The organism is Microvirga sesbaniae, assembly GCF_025460805.1.
GTDB classification, from domain to species: Bacteria; Pseudomonadota; Alphaproteobacteria; order Rhizobiales; family Beijerinckiaceae; genus Microvirga; species Microvirga sesbaniae.
The window spans coordinates 16,833-34,706 of sequence record NZ_JAMXFJ010000042.1 but is presented as its reverse complement, the minus strand read 5'-3'; the positions used below and the strand labels follow the sequence as shown (position 1 = coordinate 34,706).

The following is a 17,874-nucleotide window of genomic DNA, read 5'->3' as shown; positions in this document are numbered from 1 at the left end:
TTCGTCAGGCGTGTGCCGGCGGATCAGCGCGCGGACCTGCGCTTCCTGCTCGGCCTCGAGAAACCGTCCCGTGCCAGGGGCCGGGCCGCGCGGCCCGCTGGCCAACCCCGCCCGGCCCTGCTCGGCGCAGCGGCGGCAGATGTCGAAGACGCCGGTGCGGGTCAGACCTACCTGCGCGGCAATGGCCTCATAGGTCAGCCCGCTCTCGCGCAGGCCGATCACCTGCCGCCGGCGCTCCTCTTGCGCAGCTGCTGGCAGCTTGCGCATATCCACATGCTTCATCCCGCCGACTTGGGGCAACTGACCGCGGATTTCAAGAGCACCCGAGCCGGATCAATATTATCCATAGGCTTTTGACACATGTGATGTATTCAAGGGCGTAGCGGCGGGCGCCGTCCCGGCAGTCGGCGGCGTCGGCGTTACCGCCCTTCAGTTTTTTGTAGTTGTAGAAGGGCGGTTCCCTTGCATTAGCCTTGGCAGTTTAATGGGGGCGGCTGACTAAGCAGCCGCTCCATTGTCTCTGTTCAAGAGGCGCCACTATCCGGTTCAGATCAGCCTGCTGTGTGTGCGCAGGTACTGCAAGTACGGGATCAGCTACCGCGATCTCGCCGAGATGATGCAAGAGCGTGGTGTCTACGTCGACCCGCCCACGATGTTCCGCTGGGTGCAGTGCTATGCGCCTGTGATCGAGAAGTCGGTCCGCCAGCATCAGGGGCACCGGTCCGGCTCGTGGAGCGTGGATGAAACTTATGTGCGGGTTGGAGGCGCTGGACGTATCGGTTCCGAGCGGTCGACAAACACAGTCCAAAGATTGATTTCATCCTGTCAGAGGGCCGGAACACCCGAGCGGCTTGGCGCTTTCTGCGCAAAGCTTGAGGACGATTAGAGACTATTCACCGTCATCCAGAACAGACGATAAACCGGCGTCCTATACCACGGCCACCCGGCGCCTGCAGCGGGGAGGCCTGCTGTAGAGGGATGTTGAACGCCGCACCTCAGAATATTTAACAACATCATCGAGGCGGGTCCCGGAGCGCTCAGGCATCTTATCCGGCGCGACGCGCGGCTTCCAGAGAATGAGAGCAGATTCTGCGACCCTTTAGGGCTTTGAGGTCATGCGCATGATCCGCCGCAGCCATTACGTCCAGACAGCCCGGCGTGACAGGCGAGATCCGTCTTGTGAACCAGCTATTCGGCCTTGCAGTGTGAGTGCCTCAATCAACTGGGTGCGTCTTGCAATTTCCAGGTTAATGCAAAAAAGCCCGTGAGATGCATGGTGTGCAGCAATCCATCGCGTGGATGTGTTCCATCGAAAGATTCAATTTTACGAACCTTCTGCAACGTTGCATAGACAGCAGCACCTGACGCGCACCGATCGCGCCACCGCCCTCGTCGCGTGACGGGTGCCCAATACGGACCTGACAACGGGGACTTTGCAAGCGCTCTGACGTGCGGTGGAGACTATGCCGGAATATGAGTTGCAACTGTTCAAATCTTTATAACCAAGTGCCTTAGTCAATCACTCGACCGGGATGAGGGGCAATTTTCGCGACGCGGCTCGGTTGAGGGATCGCGCCGCGTCAGCGTTGAACGCATGATAGGAAGAAACATGAGCGCAGATCAACTTACGAAGGAAATCATCGCCAAGATTGAGAATCACGTCGAGTCGGCCCACTGGGCGATTTCGGCCGCGGCTATATCGGGAAGCGGCGAGATAACGGCCGCCACAGAACTGACCTCACTCGGCTTCGATTCGCTGGGTTTGACTGACCTCATCATTGACCTGGAGCGGTCCTATGGCATCCAAATCGAGTTGGCCGCCGCCGAAGCTTCGTCGAATCTCAGAACTATCGGCGACATCGTGGAGACTGTCCGCGGCTTGCTCGCTAAGGAGGCCTAAATGGACAGACGTGTCGTCATTACCGGAATAGGGGGGCTGTGCGGGCTGGGCACCGACGCCGCCTCGATTTGGAGAGAGATGCGCGAAGGCCGCTCGGCCATCGGCCTGATCACCAATTCTGAGCTTTATGGGCTTAAAGTCAGGATTGGCGCCGAGATTAAGGCGCTGCCGGAGCACGACATCGACCCCAAGCAACTCGTCTCCATGGACCGTTTCAGCCTGCTCGCCGTGCTTGCCGCACGCGAAGCCATGGGTCAGGCCGGACTTTCCCCCGATGCCGAAAATGCTCATCGCTTCGGTACCGTTGTGGGCGTTTGCGTTTGTGGCTGGGAGGCGATCGAGCAAAACTACAGGGCCCTCCTTTTGGGTGGCGAGAGCCGTGCCGCCACCTTCACTGCACCCAAGGTGATGCCGAGCGCCGCCGCAGGCCAGGTCAGCATGAGCCTTGGTCTGCGTGGGCCGGTCTTCGGCGTCACCTCCGCATGTTCCTCGGCCAACCACGCGTTTGCTTCGGCGGTCGATCAGATCAGGCTCGGCCGAGCCGACGTGATGGTTGCCGGCGGCAGCGACGCGCCGCTCATTTGGGGGGTGTTGATGGCGTGGGAGGCGCTTCGGGTGCTTGCGCCGGATACCTGCCGGCCCTTCTCCGCCGACCGGCGGGGTGTGGTGCTGGGCGAGGGGGCGGGCATGGCCGTGCTGGAAAGTTACGAGCATGCCGCAGCCCGCGGTGCCCCGATCCTTGCCGAGATCGCCGGCATAGGCCTTTCCGCCGACGCCTACAACATCGTCGCGCCGACTGTCCAGGGACCGGAAAGCGCGATGCGCGCCTGCCTTGCTGATGCCGGGCTGAATGCGGACGCTGTCGACTACCTCAACGCGCATGGCAGCGGCACCAAGGCCAACGATCAAACCGAAACAGAAGCGATCAAGCGCGTCTTCGGCGACCATGCCTATACGATGTCCGTCTCTTCCACCAAATCCATGCACGCGCATTGCCTCGGCGCGTCGGGCGCGCTCGAACTGATCGCCTGCGTGATGGCGATCCGTGAGGGCGTCGTGCCTCCGACTGCCAATTATCGTGAGCCGGACACTGATTGCGATCTCGATGTCACACCTAATGTGCCACGCGAGCGCAAGGTGCGCGTGGCTCTGAGCAACGCGTTTGCCTTCGGCGGGACGAACGCAGTTCTAGCCATCAAACAAGCGTAGTCGGGAGACAGTCGGTTCACCGTCTGGGAGTTAATTGACCGCATAGTGTCGCCGGCTCTGATGGGGTGGAGGGCCCCCGATTGCCTCACATGAGAGTGTTCCGGTCGATGATTCATGCCTAGTCCTTCCCGATGAACGCTTCTGCAGTTTCTGTAGAAGTACGCATCTGAGGAAGGACGCATTGCGCTAGTGAGTGAGACTGTAGATGGTCTGTCTATATAGACGTCAGTATAGACAGTGCTTTAGCCATGGACATGATGGATGCTCGCCCGGGGCGCGTCAGCAGGATGGAGATCGTCGAGAGCGGTCGCCGGCGGCGGTTCACTGATGAGGCGAAGCTGGCGATTGTGGCGGAAAGCTATAGCGGCCTGCGCCAGGTCACCGCAACGGTGCAGCGCCATGGGATCACGCGCTGGCAGTTGAACGGGTGGCGCAGGGCCGCGCGGGAAGGAAGGCTCGTCAGCCGTTCGACCGACGGCTTTGTTCCGGAACTGATCGTTCCCGCGTCTCGTGGTGCAGTCGCGCAGCCTGCATCGGCTGCACCTGTGCAGCCTCTCACACCCGACCACGGTCGCATGGAAGTCATGAGCGCGAACGGGAGGCGTGTGATTGTGGACCGGGGTGTCGACGCCATCTTTTGTCGCAGGACACGGACATTGCTGCTTTGCCCGAGGAGGTCTTGCTTGGGATCTGTGATCGGCTCAATGAAGCCGCACGCAACTGCTTGGGCTATCGCATGCCCAAAGAGCTTCTGATGAGCTCGCCGGATGCGCGACTGCGGGAGCTGTGCATCCCTGACCAGCCCCGCCCTGGCAACTCCTGACCGACCACGGACCGATCACCCACCACTCGTCGCACTTCGGCTTGATTCCACACATTGCCAAACGGGCGCTATCCAGACATGACGATGCCGCCGGTGCCCTGCTCGGCTTGACCAGAGTCGCCGCTCCAGCTACGAGGCCAAGGTGGAGTAGGTCGCGCCGGCTTATTCCCGAGCGTCTCCCCATATCGGCAACATCGCTTGCTTGTAGATGATGATATGGCCGTTTCATGCAGTCACTCATCTGGCTTCCTCCTGTTTTGCTCGCAACCCCAGTTCCGATCTTCGGATCTACACCGGATCATCGCCGCTGCCTGGGTGATACAACGCTATGTTTGCTGGTTGATCCGGATCGCTTCATAGGCATGTTTGTTCACACTGCCACTTCGGGCCGCGGGCGAGATCCATCCGTGAACCGCGAAAAGCGAAACGGCGTGGGGTCCACAATCGGCGGATCTCCGGTGACGAGATCGGCGGCAAGCTGACCGGCTCCAGGACCGATCCCAAACCCATGCCCGGAAAATCCAGTGGCGATCACGAAGTCCGAAATCCCGTCGACTTGAGAAATCACCGGTACGGCATCAGGCGTCACATCGATCATGCCTGCCCATTGCTGGGCAACCCTCGCCTTTTCAAACACTGGGAACACGGCTTTCATCGCTGCGAGAGCTTGATCGTTGAGGGTAGCCTCTGGCTCGGGATCGAGCACGCGCGCCTGCTCGTAGCGTGAGATTTGGTCGATGGGCTTCTTCTCCGCCATTGACCACTCGTCATAGAAGCGACGGCCGAGCCTCAGCTGGAGCGATTTCCACTCCATCCGCAATGTTGGAAGGAAGTCCCTAAAGAAAGCGAACGTATCTGGGACGATATCGGCGATATTAGCATTTACGCTCGCAATTGTGTACCCGCCGTCCAGGCGCTTGCGGTAGGCAACTTTCGGAAGCCTAGCAGCGCTTATTGGGCCGCCCTCCAGGGCTTCGGTGCGCAGGACAGATGAGCAGACCTTCAATTGTGGCAGTCTAATTCCAAGATCATGGCAAAACAATCGGGACCAGGCCCCACCTGCAAGGACGACAGCATTGCATGTGATTGGCCCCTTCTCTGTAACGACACGGGTGACTCGGCCGGCCGTGGTCTCGACGCCCCGCACTGCGCATTGGGTCAGGATTGTCGCGCCATCACGCCGCGCGGCTTGGGCGATGGCTGGCGCCGCTTTCTGCGGCTCAGCGCGCCCGTCGGATGCTGTATAAAGCGCTCCTTTGAAGCGCCTGTTTGCGCCAGGCATCAGGCTGCTGAGTTCCTCGGAGCCAATGAGGCGGGTATCCAGCTGATAGGGACGTACCAGTTCCAACCAAGCTTCTCTTTTGGCAGCATCTTCGTCGGTGTCGCAGACATAGAGGATCCCCGTTGTGCGGAAGCCAGTTTCAGCTCCAACAAGTTCGTTCATTCCCGTCCACAGGCGCATGCTTTCGATGATGAGAGGGATCTCTCGGGAATCCCTGCCCTGCTTGCGGACCCAGCCCCAGTTGCGGCTCGACTGCTCACCTGCGATGTGCCCCTTTTCGCACAACACGACCGAGATGTTTTTCCGGGCTAGGAACAAGGCCGTATTTGTTCCGACGATGCCCCCACCGATGACTACGACATCAGCCTGAGCCGGAATTGCGTTATCGTATGTACCTGAATCGACCTTTGGTCCCATGCCCGTCTATCTCACTGTTTCGTTAGTGGGTTCGATCAGCGTGCGTTTTCCGCTGCGAACATGAATTGAGAGGAAAGAGACCGCTCATCAGTAGCTCTCCCCACGTTGAGGGCAGCGCAAGATCTATGCCTGTTTGTGCGCTAAGGTAGAACGAACAGCGAACCTGACGATCGGCTCTGCCGTTGGGCTATGCGGCGCGAGCCAAGGGCTTGGGTAGTCGCAAGGGTCGAAAGCCGTCTACAAGCACAGGCTGCTCGCCCCATGCGTAGGTGCCGGTGAGATTGATGTGCTCTCAACTCAGAGGCGACACGTGTTTGAGAACATTAGACTGGATCGTCCGTGCTTGGCGGCGGGGAAGGTCCGCGGCCCGTTTCATCTTGTGGGTCGCGTCGCCCTTGTGGAGACCAGCCTGACAACGCCGCCGCAGCGCAGAGTCGGAATACCACTCGATCATGAACAGCGTGCGCTCGAGGCGTCCGAGCTCGCGGAGGGCGCGGGCGAGCTGGCTGGGATTGCGAGAGGCTGCCAGCCGCTTGAGGGTTGCCGATGATGCCCCGATCGTGTCTTAATCGAGGCCGCCAGATGAAGCAGGTTTGTCCGGAAGAGACACAGCACCTTGGTCGTATCTTGGTGGGCCTCAACATACCGTTTCCTGCGCCGCATGTGGGCACGCGCGTAGAAGAAGTGGCCGATCAGCTTGTTGAGCATCGTGATCGCCGCGTCCGTCAGCGTCTGCTCGAGCGTAACGGCTTGGGCCACAAGGGTGACTCGTCTCGTGCGAGCGCCGAAGCCGGCAATCAACCACGCGCGCGTCACATCGCCTTCCCGTACAATCTGACCGAAGCAGCTGATGAGCTGGCTTGGGCTGGTGCCATCGGAACGGTCGAGCAGCACCCGCCGGCGGCGGGGTGGGCTTACCAGGAGCGGCAACGGGCATGCCCGCACGATGCTGATCGAGGCGGGCTGGTCCTACCGCTTGCCGGCGCGCGAGGCGGTCTGCTATCGCGCCCGGGTGGGAGGGTTGCCGGACGAGATCCGAGCGGTAGCCTGGCGGGCGCAGGTTCGGTTGTGCCAACGCCTCCGGCGCCTGATGGCCGCCGGCAAGCCGTTGCTCAAGGTAGCCACCGCGATTGCGCGCGAACTGGCCAGCTTCGTGTGGGACATTGCCCAGAGCGTCTCCATTGCACCTGTCACGCGAAATCAGGGAGCGTAAGCCGCTGCTGACGTGCCGGAATGACGGCCATATGAGCAAATAATCTGGAACAGATCTTGCACTGGTCCTGAGAGGGTCCCCGCACAAAAGGTCCTGACTTCGGCTAAGCCATTCTGCTTCTTTTCTGAAGCTAGGCGTTACTCTTCTACATTCTTCGGGTTACCCCGATATCTGAAGGCAGAGGTTGGCAAGACATGACTGAGGAAGAAATCGAAGCGGTTGCGAATGACCTCGCCAAAGTCGGCGGAGCCTCCTGGTATCCCGGACGCAGCCGTGACCTCCTCTTGCGGGTCGTGAGCGACCGTTATCGAGACCGCGCCCGTGTCGCGATCGCGGCCCTCGATCGCTTCAGGGCAAGTAAGGAGCCGGACGCACATCAGAGCGTACCCTCTGACACTCACATCTTGGATCATCAGGGAGGGGCAGGCTCGGGCGATCAGATCGAGATTGGCTCCATCGTTGTATACCGCCCTCCAGGTGATCAGAGGGCACTCCGGTGCCGAGTTGAGAAGCTGGAGGATGGTCGGGCCTATCTGGTGCCGTGCCCCCATCCTGATGTTGGCTGGGTGGCTCTCGACAGCTTTCCTTTGAAGGTTGTACGCGACCAAGGGAAATGAACCACCAGATGCCGGGGGCGAACATGCGCTGTTTCTTTCACCTCGTGAACGGCGACGAGGCCATTCTGGATGACACAGGCGTTGAGGTCTCTGATCTGAAGACGGCAAAAACTGAAGCAGAGAAGGCCATCAGCGAATTGCGCCGGGAGTTCAATAGCGTGTTTGATGACTGGGTTGGTTGGCGGCTCAACATCGTATCCTCCAACGGAACGCTTCTTTGCTCGCTTCCTCTTGACAAGACTATCCACTGATAAAGATCACATTCGAGAGCCTCGCGCCTCCGATCTCTTCGGGGATTACTTGGTCTTGCCCGAAGATTGTGGAGCATGAGACTTGAGTCAGGCGAGGATGCCACAAACATGCTCTCTGACCTGAGCGGCCTGTGCGGTCTTGATCAAGCTCTTGCCATTCGCAGTGCCAGGTAGACGACTGTTCTTCTTGTCCTCCGTTGCAGCGGCTCCTGGCCTATAACGCCTGGAAAGGTGCGGGTAGGACCGTTAGCTTGGCTTGAATTGAGGAGTATGTCCCATCAGCACCTTCGTATGCTGGGTATCAGTGTCGGGCGCATCTGGCCTAATCAGAATGGAAACAGAATGTTCTTGAGTGGCAAGGCGTCTGCGGCATTCAAGGCCGAGGTCTCAGCTTCCTCCCGCGTGGAAAAGGTGATCTGTGTCCGATCTCTGCATGTGACCAACCACTCATTCTGCGCCTGGAAAACGACGAAACGCTCTACGTGCGCTAAGTGCATTTATCGCCTCCACTTCGGAGTGACTGCGACAGTAGCATGCCGGTCTATCGAGTCGGACGGCTGAATGGGATAAAAGGCGGTGTTGCATTTGAAACCATTTGCAGTTCATGTGAGACTGCCCAACCGCGTGCATGCGACCTGACGACGCGTGGCGAAACTCACATCGAGGGCCTGGCAGGCTCCCCTGGCCGGAGGCAACTCCCGAGAGGAGATGCGGGACATGGCACGCCGCAGGCAACTAAGGAGCCCTGCTCCTATGTGCACTTCATGTGAGACTGAGAAGGCTTCCAGTCTCACGTGAAGTGCACAAATCGGCATCCAAATCGCCCAGTCCTATCATGAGGTGCAAAATTGACAGCGGATGTGGGGAATGAGTTGTCGGTGTACTGGTGACCGCCGGTTCTGCTCCGGCCTCTTCAGCTGACCTTGTAAACGTCCGTCCAAAGCTCCGACGCGTCGGGCTCCGGGTTCTCTAGCGAAAACTCCGCCGCTGCATTGACGATTTTGCGCACGTCCTCTTCTTCGGCCTTGAGCACATCCTTCGTCAGGCCGTATCGGTCCACCAGGAACTTGCCGACATGATCGATCGGATCTCGTCGATGCCGCATCTGGTCGACTTCCTCGCGCGTGCGGTACTTGCCCGGGTCTGACATAGAATGACCGCGGTAGCGGTAGGTCATCATCTCAAGCAGGATCGGACCCTTGCCAGAGCGGGCATGCTCGGCCGCGTCGAGCCCCGCAGCCTTCACGGCCTGAATATCCATGCCGTCGACGCGCTTGCCCGGGATGCCGTAGCCCTCGCCTCGCAAGTAGTGGCCGGGTCCGGCGGCGTGGCGCGACACCGAAGTACCCATACCGTACTGGTTGTTCTCGATGACGAACACACAGGGCAGCTTCCACAGCGCGGCCATGTTGAAGGTCTCGTAGACCTGCCCCTGGTTGGCGGCGCCATCGCCCATGAACGTGAGCGAGATGTTGCCGTCGTCCTTGTACTTGTGGGCAAAGGCGACTCCGGCGCCGATCGGCACCTGGGCGCCGACAATGCCATGCCCGCCGAGGAAGTTGCGCTCACGGGCGAACATGTGCATCGATCCGCCTTTGCCATGAGAGTAGCCGTCACGGCGTCCGGTCAGCTCCGCCATGACACGGTTCGGGTCCATGCCGAGCGCCAGCATGAAACCGTGGTCCCGGTAGCTGGTGATGAAGGTATCATTCGGGCCGGCGGCGGCGACCATGCCGACCGCGATGGCCTCCTGTCCGATGTATAGATGGCAGAAGCCGGCGATCGCGCCGGTACCATAAAGCTGGCCGGTCTTCTCCTCGAAGCGGCGGATGAGCAGCATGTCGCGATAGTGGCGAAGCAGCTCATCCCGCAAGCCCGACTTCTTCGACGCTCGGTCCTCGATATCCATGGATGTCACCTGTTGTTCGTCGATGCGAATGGTTGGAGGGGAGGCTTCTGCCGACAGCCGTTCAGCAGCGTGTCCGCAACTTGGTCGACCCAGACCCGGTCAAGCCTCCAGCCCAGGAGCAGGTGGAGATAAAGGGCACCGAATGCGGCATCGAGAACGGGTTCAAGTTCAAGATCCGCGCGGAATTCGCCACTGTCGATGCCGGCCTGAAGAAGCTTGATGCTCGCGCGTCTCAAGGGATTTGAGTAGTGGTCGAGGAGGGCCTGGTGGGTGTTGGGATCGCCCTGCGCCTCGGCCAGGATGGATGCGATGATCCGTCCGGCCTCGCCGTTCATGACGGACGCCACCGAGTGCAGCAGCGCGCGAAGATCGTCGGCGGCCGATGCCGTTGCCGAAAAGCTGAACCGGGGTGCCACAACCTCCATGAAGCTCTCGACGGCCAACAGGCCCTTGCTGGACCACCATCGATAGATCGTGGTCCGGGCGACGCCGGCATTCAATGCGACAGCATCGATCGAGAAGGCGGTGAGGCCCTGTTCGACGAGGATGGCATAGGCAGCTCGAAGAACGGCTCGCCTCGCCTCTTCACTGCGCGGCCTTCCGGCTGGGCGGGATAGGGTCACGACAATACCTTCGCGGGTCCGGCAGCGTTAGCTGCCACATTAGGCTTCACTGTGTATCGTAATAGTCGGAGCACCTGCCAAGTGCAAGGGTTCCGATGCACTATGTAGCGCAACTCCGCGATGTTGTTCGGAAGCGCGGTCGGAAGTCACCGCGCGTCAAGCCGATGATCCGGGTGAACACCATCAGGAAGGCCCCGGGATCGAGCATAGGCCTGCGCCAGGGTATCCCCGCAGCTCTCGGGCTGGTCCCTTAAAGAGGCATGGCCCAGTCTGTCCTAAAGCCAACCTTTACGCTTGAAGTAGACGAACGGGATGATGGCTGAGACCACCATCATCGCCAAGGATGCCGGATAGCCGAACAGCCACCCTAATTCCGGCATGTGCTCAAAGTTCATACCGTAGTTCGATGCGATCAAGGTCGGGGGCATCAGGCAGGCCGCCGCCACGGAGAAGATCTTGATTATCTGGTTTTGCTCCAGGTTGATGAGGCCGAGCGAGGCATCGAGCAGGAAGTTGATGTTGCTGGCGATAAAGGTGGCATGATCCGTCAGCGAAGCGACATCGCGGCCTAGGCTCTTGACGTGCTCGCGCGCCTCCTTGCTGGTCCTGACCTGTTGGGTCAAGGCCAGGAAGCTGATCATACGGCCAAGGCTGACGAGACTTTCGCGCGCCTTTACCGTCACATTGTGGTCTACCGAGATCGCATCAAGCACCTCCTCCAGCCCCTTGGTGGAGGCGGCCTTGTGCTTAGCCCGGCGCTTGCGCTCAAGGATCTCCCGGGAGACCTGATCGACACTTCCGCCAACCCATTCCAGCACTTCAGCGATGCGGTCGACATTAGCTTCCAGGAGGGTAATGAGGGTCATGACCCCGCTGGTGCACAGGTCAGGTTGGGTCTTGATGTAGTTGGCGACCGTCCGGAAGGAGCGCGGCTCGGCATAGCGCATCGTCACCAGGCGCCCGTTCGTGAGCACGAAGGTGACGGGGGTGACTTCCGGCGTACCAACTTCCACGCCCCATAGCACGCCAGCCGTCATGTAGGTTGCGCCGTTCTCCACGTACAAGCGGGAGGAGGGCTCGATGTCCTTCATCTCGTCGGCCGTGGGCAGGTCAAGGTTAAGCAGGGCCTCGACCGCCTGTTCCTCCTCAGGAGAGGGGCGGTCGAGGTCGATCCAGACGGCGCTCTCCGGCAGGCTCGTGGTACCCGACACGAGCACGTCATAGTTGTTCTGGGAGCAGTCGTAGACCCGGATCATGACAGCCTTCCTCAGCCGTGCTTTCCGGGGGAGTTGCTCCTGTCCTGGACAGACCGGGCCTCTGCCATATCGGGGTAGAGCAGAAAGGCAACATGCACCCCAATCATTGGGGCGAAGACGAGAAACAGGAGCAGCCAGAGCACGTAAGCCAGGGAACGGTCCTGGTAGACAGGCACGGGCGCGGCAGGCGCGCGGAGGGACGCACGGAGGCGCCGAATATGGAGGGTCATGGGCTCACCTCGGTTCCAACCAGCCGTCAAGGGCCGGTCGCAGGTGAGCCGATCAAGAGATCAGGTGCCTGCACAGGCCCGTGACGGCGTGGTCAATCGACTGTGACTGTCGCTTGGCATGGGGTTCAAAGTTCCAGTGGATCCGCATTCTGCCAAAGCAGACTGCGGGTGGAAAGGCAGATGCGCTTGTTGCGGGTCCCGGTCAAGCCTAAAGTGCGATGACGGTCGCTTACTCGCCGCGCCACGACTATGGCGTCTTCCAAGGTCATAAGACGGGGTTGCTGGGGCGCATGACGCCGGCCAACGATGAGATGTTAACCTTGGCTGTTGTAATATACATGCATCGGCCGCGTTGCGTATCAGCTCGACCCATGCGGGGTGTTTCGCCCTCTGCACTGCCTCAACAAGAGTGACCTCTACTCTCTTATGTTGGGCTACGAGGGTCTATCCAATCTCTGCGCGTCGTCGCAGAGTTCTGCGTTGATCGCGCCAATCTCGTCGAGCGCGCCGCGTAGCTTGCGGGAAAGTGGCGATCAATTGCGCGGCTCGCGGATAGGCGTAATTTGGAACGTAGTCCCTTCGGGGGCGACCGCCGAGCTGAGTGATGGACAGATTTCGCTTCGGACCGTGACCCGGTCCGGGTTATGCAGTAGCAGTTTAGGTGCCCATATCGTTTGTAAGTCTCGATCAGCGAGCCTCGCAGCACCTGCTCGATGGGCGGCAAGCCGTGCGCGAGCTTGTGGCGGCGTTTGCGCAAGGCCGCTGATGAAAGGTGTTGGATGTCCATCGGACCGACTCACCAGTCTGTCCGAGCGAATCAAAAGATGGACCATCGGTCACCCCGGATTGGTTGCATGCGAACGCTTTGATCAGCAAGGGGAGGCTCGTGGCGGAGGCTTGCGCCTCCGGCCGCGTACATTCGGTCCAGTCTCGCGGTATGGCAAACGAGCCGCGGTGGGGGTCGCGCAGGCTCAATGTCTCGACACCCGAGACGCAGCGGGCCTTCAGAAAGACACACCGCTGTCCGCGCAGCGGATGGAACGGGTGGATGACCTCAGCCGATCCCAAAGGTTGGTTGGATCCAGGTGCAGTTCGCTGAGGGTGTGCCCACGGCCGGCGACAGGATCGCGCAGGAGGTGGTCAAACGATATCTCGAGCCGATCAAGGAGCCTGTCGTCCATGGTGACTCTTACGGGTATCGCCCAGCCGATCCGCGACCGATGCGCTCAGGTAGACCGGTCAGCTCTGCTGGCTGTTCGACCGGGTGCTCGCCGTCCAATGGTACTTCGCCAGCATCGATTGGGAGTTCCTGCTCAAGGCGGTTCGTCGTGCGGCATGGCCGGCCCGAGAGGATCGTCGCCGATGCCAGGGAGACCAATCATGAAGCCGTCCTGTCGTGTGATGCTGAGAGTCGGCGGCAGAACCGTTCAAGACGCCGGCTCAAGCCGATCAGGACCCAGTAGAGTCAATATCTCACGGCATCGAGCAGGATCGCTGCGCCGTCAAACCCGCGTGCGATCGATGGTCGGCTTCAAGTCCGCTGACAGTGCCCGCGCGATCTTGGATGGCAACGAGTTGATCCATATGCCGCGCAAATAGCAGGCGAAATATGCGTGCAATCGGCGCTATCGCTCGCCGAACAGTTTCACCTGCTCGCCGCATAAGTACGGCACGATACACTGCTACTCTCTCGTTCCTGTGCCGGATTTGCAAGAGAATCGACATGACAACACTTCTGCGTGTCACAGATCTCTCTCTTCCTGGTAATCACATAGTAAGCACCAGAAACATTTTGCCGCGGACGCGCTGTGGCCCAACAATTGCATGCGCCGATCCCGTACATCACTCAGCAACATCGCGGTACGCTGGAATGCTTCAGGAGGGCACACCAATGACTACACGGCACGAGAGGACTGACCCGGCGGTCGTGGCTGGGCAGGCCGTATATACACCCCGCATGCTCGACGTTTACGATCTGGTGGTGCTCGGCCTGTCCAGCCCCCTTATCTGGAAGTGCCCGCCCCAACGTCTGCTCGACCGCTACAATGATCACGTGAGTGACCGTCACCTCGAAATCGGGGTCGGCACGGGCTGGTTTCTCGACCACTGCCAGTTTCCTTCCGGCCAGCCCCAGATCACGCTGCTCGATCTCAACCTGACCTGCCTCGCGCGGACCGCATCCCGGATCCGGCGCTATGACCCCAAATGCGTCTGTGCGAATGTTCTGGAGCCTTTTCAGCTTGAGACGGGCCCTTTTACCTCCATCGGCATCAACTACGTGCTGCATTGCCTGCCGGGTAGCATGGAGCAGAAGGCGGTGGTGTTTGACCACATCAGGCCTTTTCTCGCACCAGGTGGAGTCGTGTTTGGTTCGACGCTCTTGGCTAGGGGGATCCAGCGCTCCCGAATGGCCAGAGTACTGATGGGTTTCTACAATTCAAAGGGGATCTTCTCGAACGAACAGGACTGTGCCGAGGATCTGCGACGGGAGCTGGCCGCCCGCTTTGAGCAGGTGAGGGTGGAGACCATTGGCTGTGCCGCACTGTTTGCCGCCCGATGATGGAGCGGACCGCAGCCATGCTAAAGCGAACTTCGAGCTGATTTGAACCGAGAGCAGCGGTCTGTGCGTTGTTGGCCATATGGCACGGGAGACAAGTTATGCCAGCCTTATTCCAGCGATTTGCGCGAGCACGTTCCGGCTGCCTATGAGCAAGGTGAGGGCAGCCAGGTTGCCATTGCCTGCCGCTTTCGGGTGTGCCCCGCCACCGTGTCGAACTGGATCCGCCCGCCAGGAGGGCCGGCGCTGCCCGAGGCCGGGCCGCGGAGGACCGCCCGGTCGGCTAGGATCCCATGATCTGGCGCTGCTGCGAGGGCTCGTGGCTGAGACCAACGATTCCTACCTGGATCAGTACGCGGAGCGTCTGTTTGCGCTCACCAGCAAGCGGATCAGCCGACCGGTGATGTGCCGGACGCTGCAGCGCCTCAAGCTGACGGTGAAAAAAGACGCTCCGGGCGGCCGAGCAGGAGCGGCCCGAGATTGCCGCCGAGCGTGAGGCTTACCGCCAGCAGATAAACCACCTATTCGTGGAACGCTTGGTGTTCCTCGACGAGAGCGGGGTGACGACTAAGATGGCCCGCACCCACGCCCGAGCGCCGAGTGGGCAGCGCGCCTATGGGTCGATCCCGCTCGGCTCCTGGCAACGGCTGACGGTTCTAGGGGCCCTCGCGTGTGACAGACTGGTGACCACGATTACCATCGAGGCGTCCACCTCCACGTCGGTGCTGCTGGGCTATCTCGAACAGGTGCTTGTGCGGGCCCTCAAAGGCACGAAGCCGGACGCCATTCTGGCGATGGACAACCTGCGCCCGCATCACGCCACAGAAGTTCGCGACCTGCTGAATCACCCCGGCATCGGACTGATGTACCTGCCGCGCTACTCGCCTGAGTTCAACCCGATCGAGCCTGCCTGGGCTAAGATGAATGAGCGGCTCAAGACCAAAGCCGAGCGCAGTCTTGAAACCCTGGAGGCAGAGCTCAAACAACTAGCCCTCTACACCATCACCGCACACCATGCCAAAGGCTGTATCAGGCACGCTGGCTGTGCTCTACACTGATCCAAAATCCGCTTTAGCCAAGCGGTATTGCACAACTTGTCCAAGCTATTGATAGAGCCGAGAATGTACGACTGACGGAGATGTCCTCCACGTTAGGCTGGTGGGCAGACCGTCACACCGCCGCGGTTAAGCGCCGATGTTGACCCGGTGTAGTCCTTCACCGCGCCTGCTCATGGTCCGGAAGTATAGGTCGCCAAAGCTCGGGGGCACTGGCTGCAATACGCCTCACCCAACGAGTGTAGGCGAGCATGGCCTTAGAAGCCGGGATTGACGCTGTCGAGCCCAACCGCATGCAGCGCCACGTTTGCACTGTGGGATATGGACGATACCACACCCTTCACTCCTCCGGCAGAGGCGTTGCCATCTCGGTGGCGCTAATCCGAGCCAGAAAGGTATTGCACTGGTAGGTCAATTGCAGTCGGATCTGGAATTCTGCTGGCGCCTATGATCGCGGCTGATGGAGCATTTGGTGGGTGTAGGCTCCGGAGCCGCCGAGCCGATGGATCTGCTCCTTCGCGGAGCGCCGCCCCTGCCAGCGTTTGTCATTTACACCAGCAATGCAAGCACAGCAGCCCTCGCGCAGCGGGTGCACTGGCTCAGCGTTGATTGGCTGCCAAGTATGCCCCTGGACTCAATGACATCAAAGAGCGATGGCGCGATGTGAAGCGCGATGACCTTGCCCACCTGACCTTCACCCGCCCCGAAGACCTCGACCAGACGATCCACGAAGCCATGATGCAGCTCAATCACGAACGAAGCCGCGATCCGTTGGCCAACAAGCGAATCCTGGCTTAGGTAAGCTTCGCGACATCGCCTCTGTTCAATCCGGCGAGCATATCCATTATAGGCCGGCCGCCGAGCTTCAGATCCGATGCGATCTCGGCTAGCGGCACCAGCACAAACTCACGCTCTCCTATGAATGGGTGGGGGAGGGTCAGACTGCGAGTGATCAGCTCAAGATCGTCATAGGTTAGAATATCGATGTCGATGACCCGGGGCCCCCACTTCACCTCGCGGATGCGCCCAAGCTGCCGCTCCACCCGAAGGCACAGGGCCAGAAGGTCATCGGGCGCGAGATCCGTCTCGGCCAGGGCACAGGCATTGACGAACCAGTCCTGAGCAATGGGACCCCAGGGCTCCGTGCGGTAGTCCGCAGAGCGCACCATAATCCGTGCACCACCCTCATCCAGAGCGGACAGTGCCTTGGCAATGTTGGCGCGCTTGTCGCCCAGATTGCTGCCGAGGCTGAGTGCGACCTTAGCCATTGCGGGAGCGCCGGATCTGAACCGCAACACCGTTGAGAATGAAAGGCACCGGAGCCTCAGGCTTCTCGATCTGCACTGTCACGGCCGTAATCAGCTGGAACTGGGCGAGCACGGCTGCGGCAATTGCCTCGGCCAGCCCCTCGATGATATGGAAGCGGCGCGTTGTGCCAATCTCATGAACGAGCTTAGCCAAGGTCGCATAGCAGACGGTCTGCCGGTAATCATCCGCCTGCCCGGCAGGTTTAACATCAAGCAAGCAGGTCAGGCTGACATAGAAGCGCTGCCCGAGGCGAGCCTCTTCAGCGTGAACGCCATGGTGAGCATAGAGCGCCAGACGGGAGAGCGTAATCGTATCGCTCATGGCAGGTTCCTCAAGAGGATGTCGGCCACACGGCAGGCCTCCACATGAGCCTTGACGTCGTGGACGCGAACGATATCGGCGCCGCGGCTCACGGCCGCCACATGCGCTCCGAGAGTGCCGAAGAGTCGATCGCGCGGTGGGACATGGGGATCATAGAAGCGACTCAGGACCGACTTGCGAGAAGCACCTACCATCACAGGGAAACCCAGCGCCTTCAGTTCCGGCAGGCGGCGGAGAGCTTCAAGATTTTGGTCGGCTGTCTTGCCGAAGCCGATACCCGGATCAAGGATCAGGCGTGCATCTGGGATACCAGCTTGGCGGGCCAGAGCCAAGGAGTGCTCGAAGAAGCGCAGCATATCCGCCATGATGTCGAGCGAGGCCTCGACCTCGGCCCGGTTGTGCATGACGATCGCGTAGGCATTGTAGTCCGCGATGACCGCTGCCATGTCAGGATCACGCTGAAGGCCCCAAATATCGTTCACGATTTTGGCCCCTGCCGCGAGGGCGGCTCGGGCCGTGGCTGCCCGATAGGTGTCGATCGAGATCGGCACCGTCAAGACGGAAGCAAGGTCGCGGATGATCGGCAGGACCCGCCGTTGCTCCTCCTGGGCTTCGATCGGTGTATGGCCGGGGCGTGTGGACTCTCCGCCAATGTCAATGATGTCGGCGCCTGCCTGCTCCATTTCGCGGGCATGCTTGACCGCAGTAGCATGGTCGCCGAACAGACCGCCATCCGAGAATGAGTCAGGCGTTACGTTCAGGACACCCATGATCAGGGTGCGTGTGCCGAGGTCGTTCAGGATCACCGTCATAGCTCACCTTAGTTCAGGAAAGGGTCTCTTTCTGTAGCGGTTTGCTCCAGAAGTCGAGATCTCTTCCATAGGAAGGCTCGGATCAAGAACC

17 protein-coding genes and 5 pseudogenes are annotated in these 17,874 nt (G+C 60.3%); 11 read left to right on the top strand and 11 right to left on the bottom strand.

The window, feature by feature from the left end:
• Positions 1–267, bottom strand: a 267-nt coding sequence (locus tag OCW50_RS28580; protein WP_262299912.1) for a helix-turn-helix domain-containing protein, incomplete at its 3' end; no start/stop codon positions are given.
• Between the two features lie 510 nt (positions 268–777).
• Between OCW50_RS28580 and OCW50_RS33555 the strand changes: the two are divergent.
• From OCW50_RS33555 to OCW50_RS28565, 4 genes and pseudogenes are all read left to right on the top strand, one after another.
• A pseudogene (locus tag OCW50_RS33555) lies at positions 778–876 on the top strand (DDE-type integrase/transposase/recombinase); the annotation flags it as partial.
• Between the two features lie 733 nt (positions 877–1,609).
• On the top strand, positions 1,610–1,900 hold the full coding sequence (locus OCW50_RS28575; RefSeq protein ID WP_210804973.1) for an acyl carrier protein: 291 nt from the start codon (positions 1,610–1,612) through the stop codon (positions 1,898–1,900).
• The gene (locus OCW50_RS28570; RefSeq protein ID WP_210804971.1) at positions 1,901–3,109 is read left to right on the top strand and encodes a beta-ketoacyl-[acyl-carrier-protein] synthase family protein; all 1,209 of its coding nucleotides are present in this window, start codon (positions 1,901–1,903) and stop codon (positions 3,107–3,109) included.
• Between the two features lie 248 nt (positions 3,110–3,357).
• A pseudogene (locus tag OCW50_RS28565) lies at positions 3,358–3,738 on the top strand (transposase); the annotation flags it as partial.
• 564 nt (positions 3,739–4,302) lie between these two features.
• Here the strand turns inward: OCW50_RS28565 and OCW50_RS28560 are convergent.
• Together OCW50_RS28560 and OCW50_RS33550 are read right to left on the bottom strand one after the other, a co-directional pair.
• Complete coding sequence (locus OCW50_RS28560) at positions 4,303–5,631, bottom strand: NAD(P)/FAD-dependent oxidoreductase (protein WP_262272105.1); 1,329 nt, start codon at positions 5,629–5,631, stop codon at positions 4,303–4,305.
• Positions 5,632–5,818: 187 nt separating this feature from the next.
• Positions 5,819–6,225: pseudogene (locus tag OCW50_RS33550) on the bottom strand (Tn3 family transposase); the annotation flags it as partial.
• 244 nt (positions 6,226–6,469) lie between these two features.
• Here OCW50_RS33550 and OCW50_RS28550 point away from each other — a divergent pair.
• A pseudogene (locus OCW50_RS28550) lies at positions 6,470–6,844 on the top strand (transposase); the annotation flags it as partial.
• Between the two features lie 613 nt (positions 6,845–7,457).
• Positions 7,458–7,712 (top strand): DUF6894 family protein, encoded by a 255-nt coding sequence (locus OCW50_RS28545; protein WP_247654236.1) that lies wholly within the window; start codon positions 7,458–7,460, stop codon positions 7,710–7,712.
• Between the two features lie 913 nt (positions 7,713–8,625).
• Here the strand turns inward: OCW50_RS28545 and pdhA are convergent.
• From pdhA to OCW50_RS33540, 5 genes are all read right to left on the bottom strand, one after another.
• A complete protein-coding gene (pdhA, locus tag OCW50_RS28540; RefSeq protein WP_114948104.1) occupies positions 8,626–9,621 on the bottom strand; it encodes a pyruvate dehydrogenase (acetyl-transferring) E1 component subunit alpha in 996 nt (331 codons plus the stop codon).
• Positions 9,622–9,626: 5 nt separating this feature from the next.
• On the bottom strand, positions 9,627–10,244 hold the full coding sequence (locus OCW50_RS28535; protein WP_114948105.1) for a TetR/AcrR family transcriptional regulator: 618 nt from the start codon (positions 10,242–10,244) through the stop codon (positions 9,627–9,629).
• Positions 10,245–10,519: 275 nt separating this feature from the next.
• The gene (locus tag OCW50_RS28530; protein ID WP_114948106.1) at positions 10,520–11,500 is read right to left on the bottom strand and encodes a magnesium transporter CorA family protein; all 981 of its coding nucleotides are present in this window, start codon (positions 11,498–11,500) and stop codon (positions 10,520–10,522) included.
• An 11-nt stretch (positions 11,501–11,511) separates the two neighbouring features.
• Positions 11,512–11,730, bottom strand: a complete 219-nt coding sequence (locus tag OCW50_RS28525) for a hypothetical protein (protein WP_114948107.1) — start codon at positions 11,728–11,730, stop codon at positions 11,512–11,514.
• Between the two features lie 687 nt (positions 11,731–12,417).
• On the bottom strand, positions 12,418–12,798 hold the full coding sequence (locus OCW50_RS33540) for a DUF5372 family protein (RefSeq protein WP_373371529.1): 381 nt from the start codon (positions 12,796–12,798) through the stop codon (positions 12,418–12,420).
• Positions 12,799–13,046: 248 nt separating this feature from the next.
• Here OCW50_RS33540 and OCW50_RS28520 point away from each other — a divergent pair.
• From OCW50_RS28520 to OCW50_RS28500, 5 genes and pseudogenes are all read left to right on the top strand, one after another.
• Positions 13,047–13,394, top strand: a pseudogene (locus tag OCW50_RS28520) (DDE-type integrase/transposase/recombinase); the annotation flags it as partial.
• A 293-nt stretch (positions 13,395–13,687) separates the two neighbouring features.
• On the top strand, positions 13,688–14,290 hold the full coding sequence (locus OCW50_RS28515) for a class I SAM-dependent methyltransferase (RefSeq protein WP_262272104.1): 603 nt from the start codon (positions 13,688–13,690) through the stop codon (positions 14,288–14,290).
• 316 nt (positions 14,291–14,606) lie between these two features.
• Positions 14,607–14,783: a hypothetical protein gene (locus OCW50_RS28510; protein WP_262272103.1), complete on the top strand. Its 177-nt coding sequence runs from the start codon at positions 14,607–14,609 to the stop codon at positions 14,781–14,783.
• Positions 14,784–14,814: 31 nt separating this feature from the next.
• Complete coding sequence (locus tag OCW50_RS28505; RefSeq protein WP_315974488.1) at positions 14,815–15,345, top strand: IS630 family transposase; 531 nt, start codon at positions 14,815–14,817, stop codon at positions 15,343–15,345.
• A gap of 606 nt (positions 15,346–15,951) precedes the next feature.
• Positions 15,952–16,140: a hypothetical protein gene (locus OCW50_RS28500; RefSeq protein WP_210806298.1), complete on the top strand. Its 189-nt coding sequence runs from the start codon at positions 15,952–15,954 to the stop codon at positions 16,138–16,140.
• Here the strand turns inward: OCW50_RS28500 and folK are convergent.
• The 3 genes from folK to folP are packed head-to-tail and all read right to left on the bottom strand — an operon-like array spanning position 16,137 to position 17,783.
• Positions 16,137–16,610, bottom strand: coding sequence for a 2-amino-4-hydroxy-6-hydroxymethyldihydropteridine diphosphokinase (folK, locus tag OCW50_RS28495; RefSeq protein ID WP_114949079.1), 474 nt, complete (start codon positions 16,608–16,610; stop codon positions 16,137–16,139). The genes OCW50_RS28500 and folK overlap by 4 nt on opposite strands.
• On the bottom strand, positions 16,603–16,971 hold the full coding sequence (gene folB, locus OCW50_RS28490) for a dihydroneopterin aldolase (RefSeq protein WP_210806296.1): 369 nt from the start codon (positions 16,969–16,971) through the stop codon (positions 16,603–16,605). Before folB ends, folK begins: the two co-directional genes overlap by 8 nt.
• Complete coding sequence (gene folP / locus OCW50_RS28485) at positions 16,968–17,783, bottom strand: dihydropteroate synthase (RefSeq protein WP_210806294.1); 816 nt, start codon at positions 17,781–17,783, stop codon at positions 16,968–16,970. Before folP ends, folB begins: the two co-directional genes overlap by 4 nt.
• Positions 17,784–17,874: the final 91 nt, after the last annotated feature.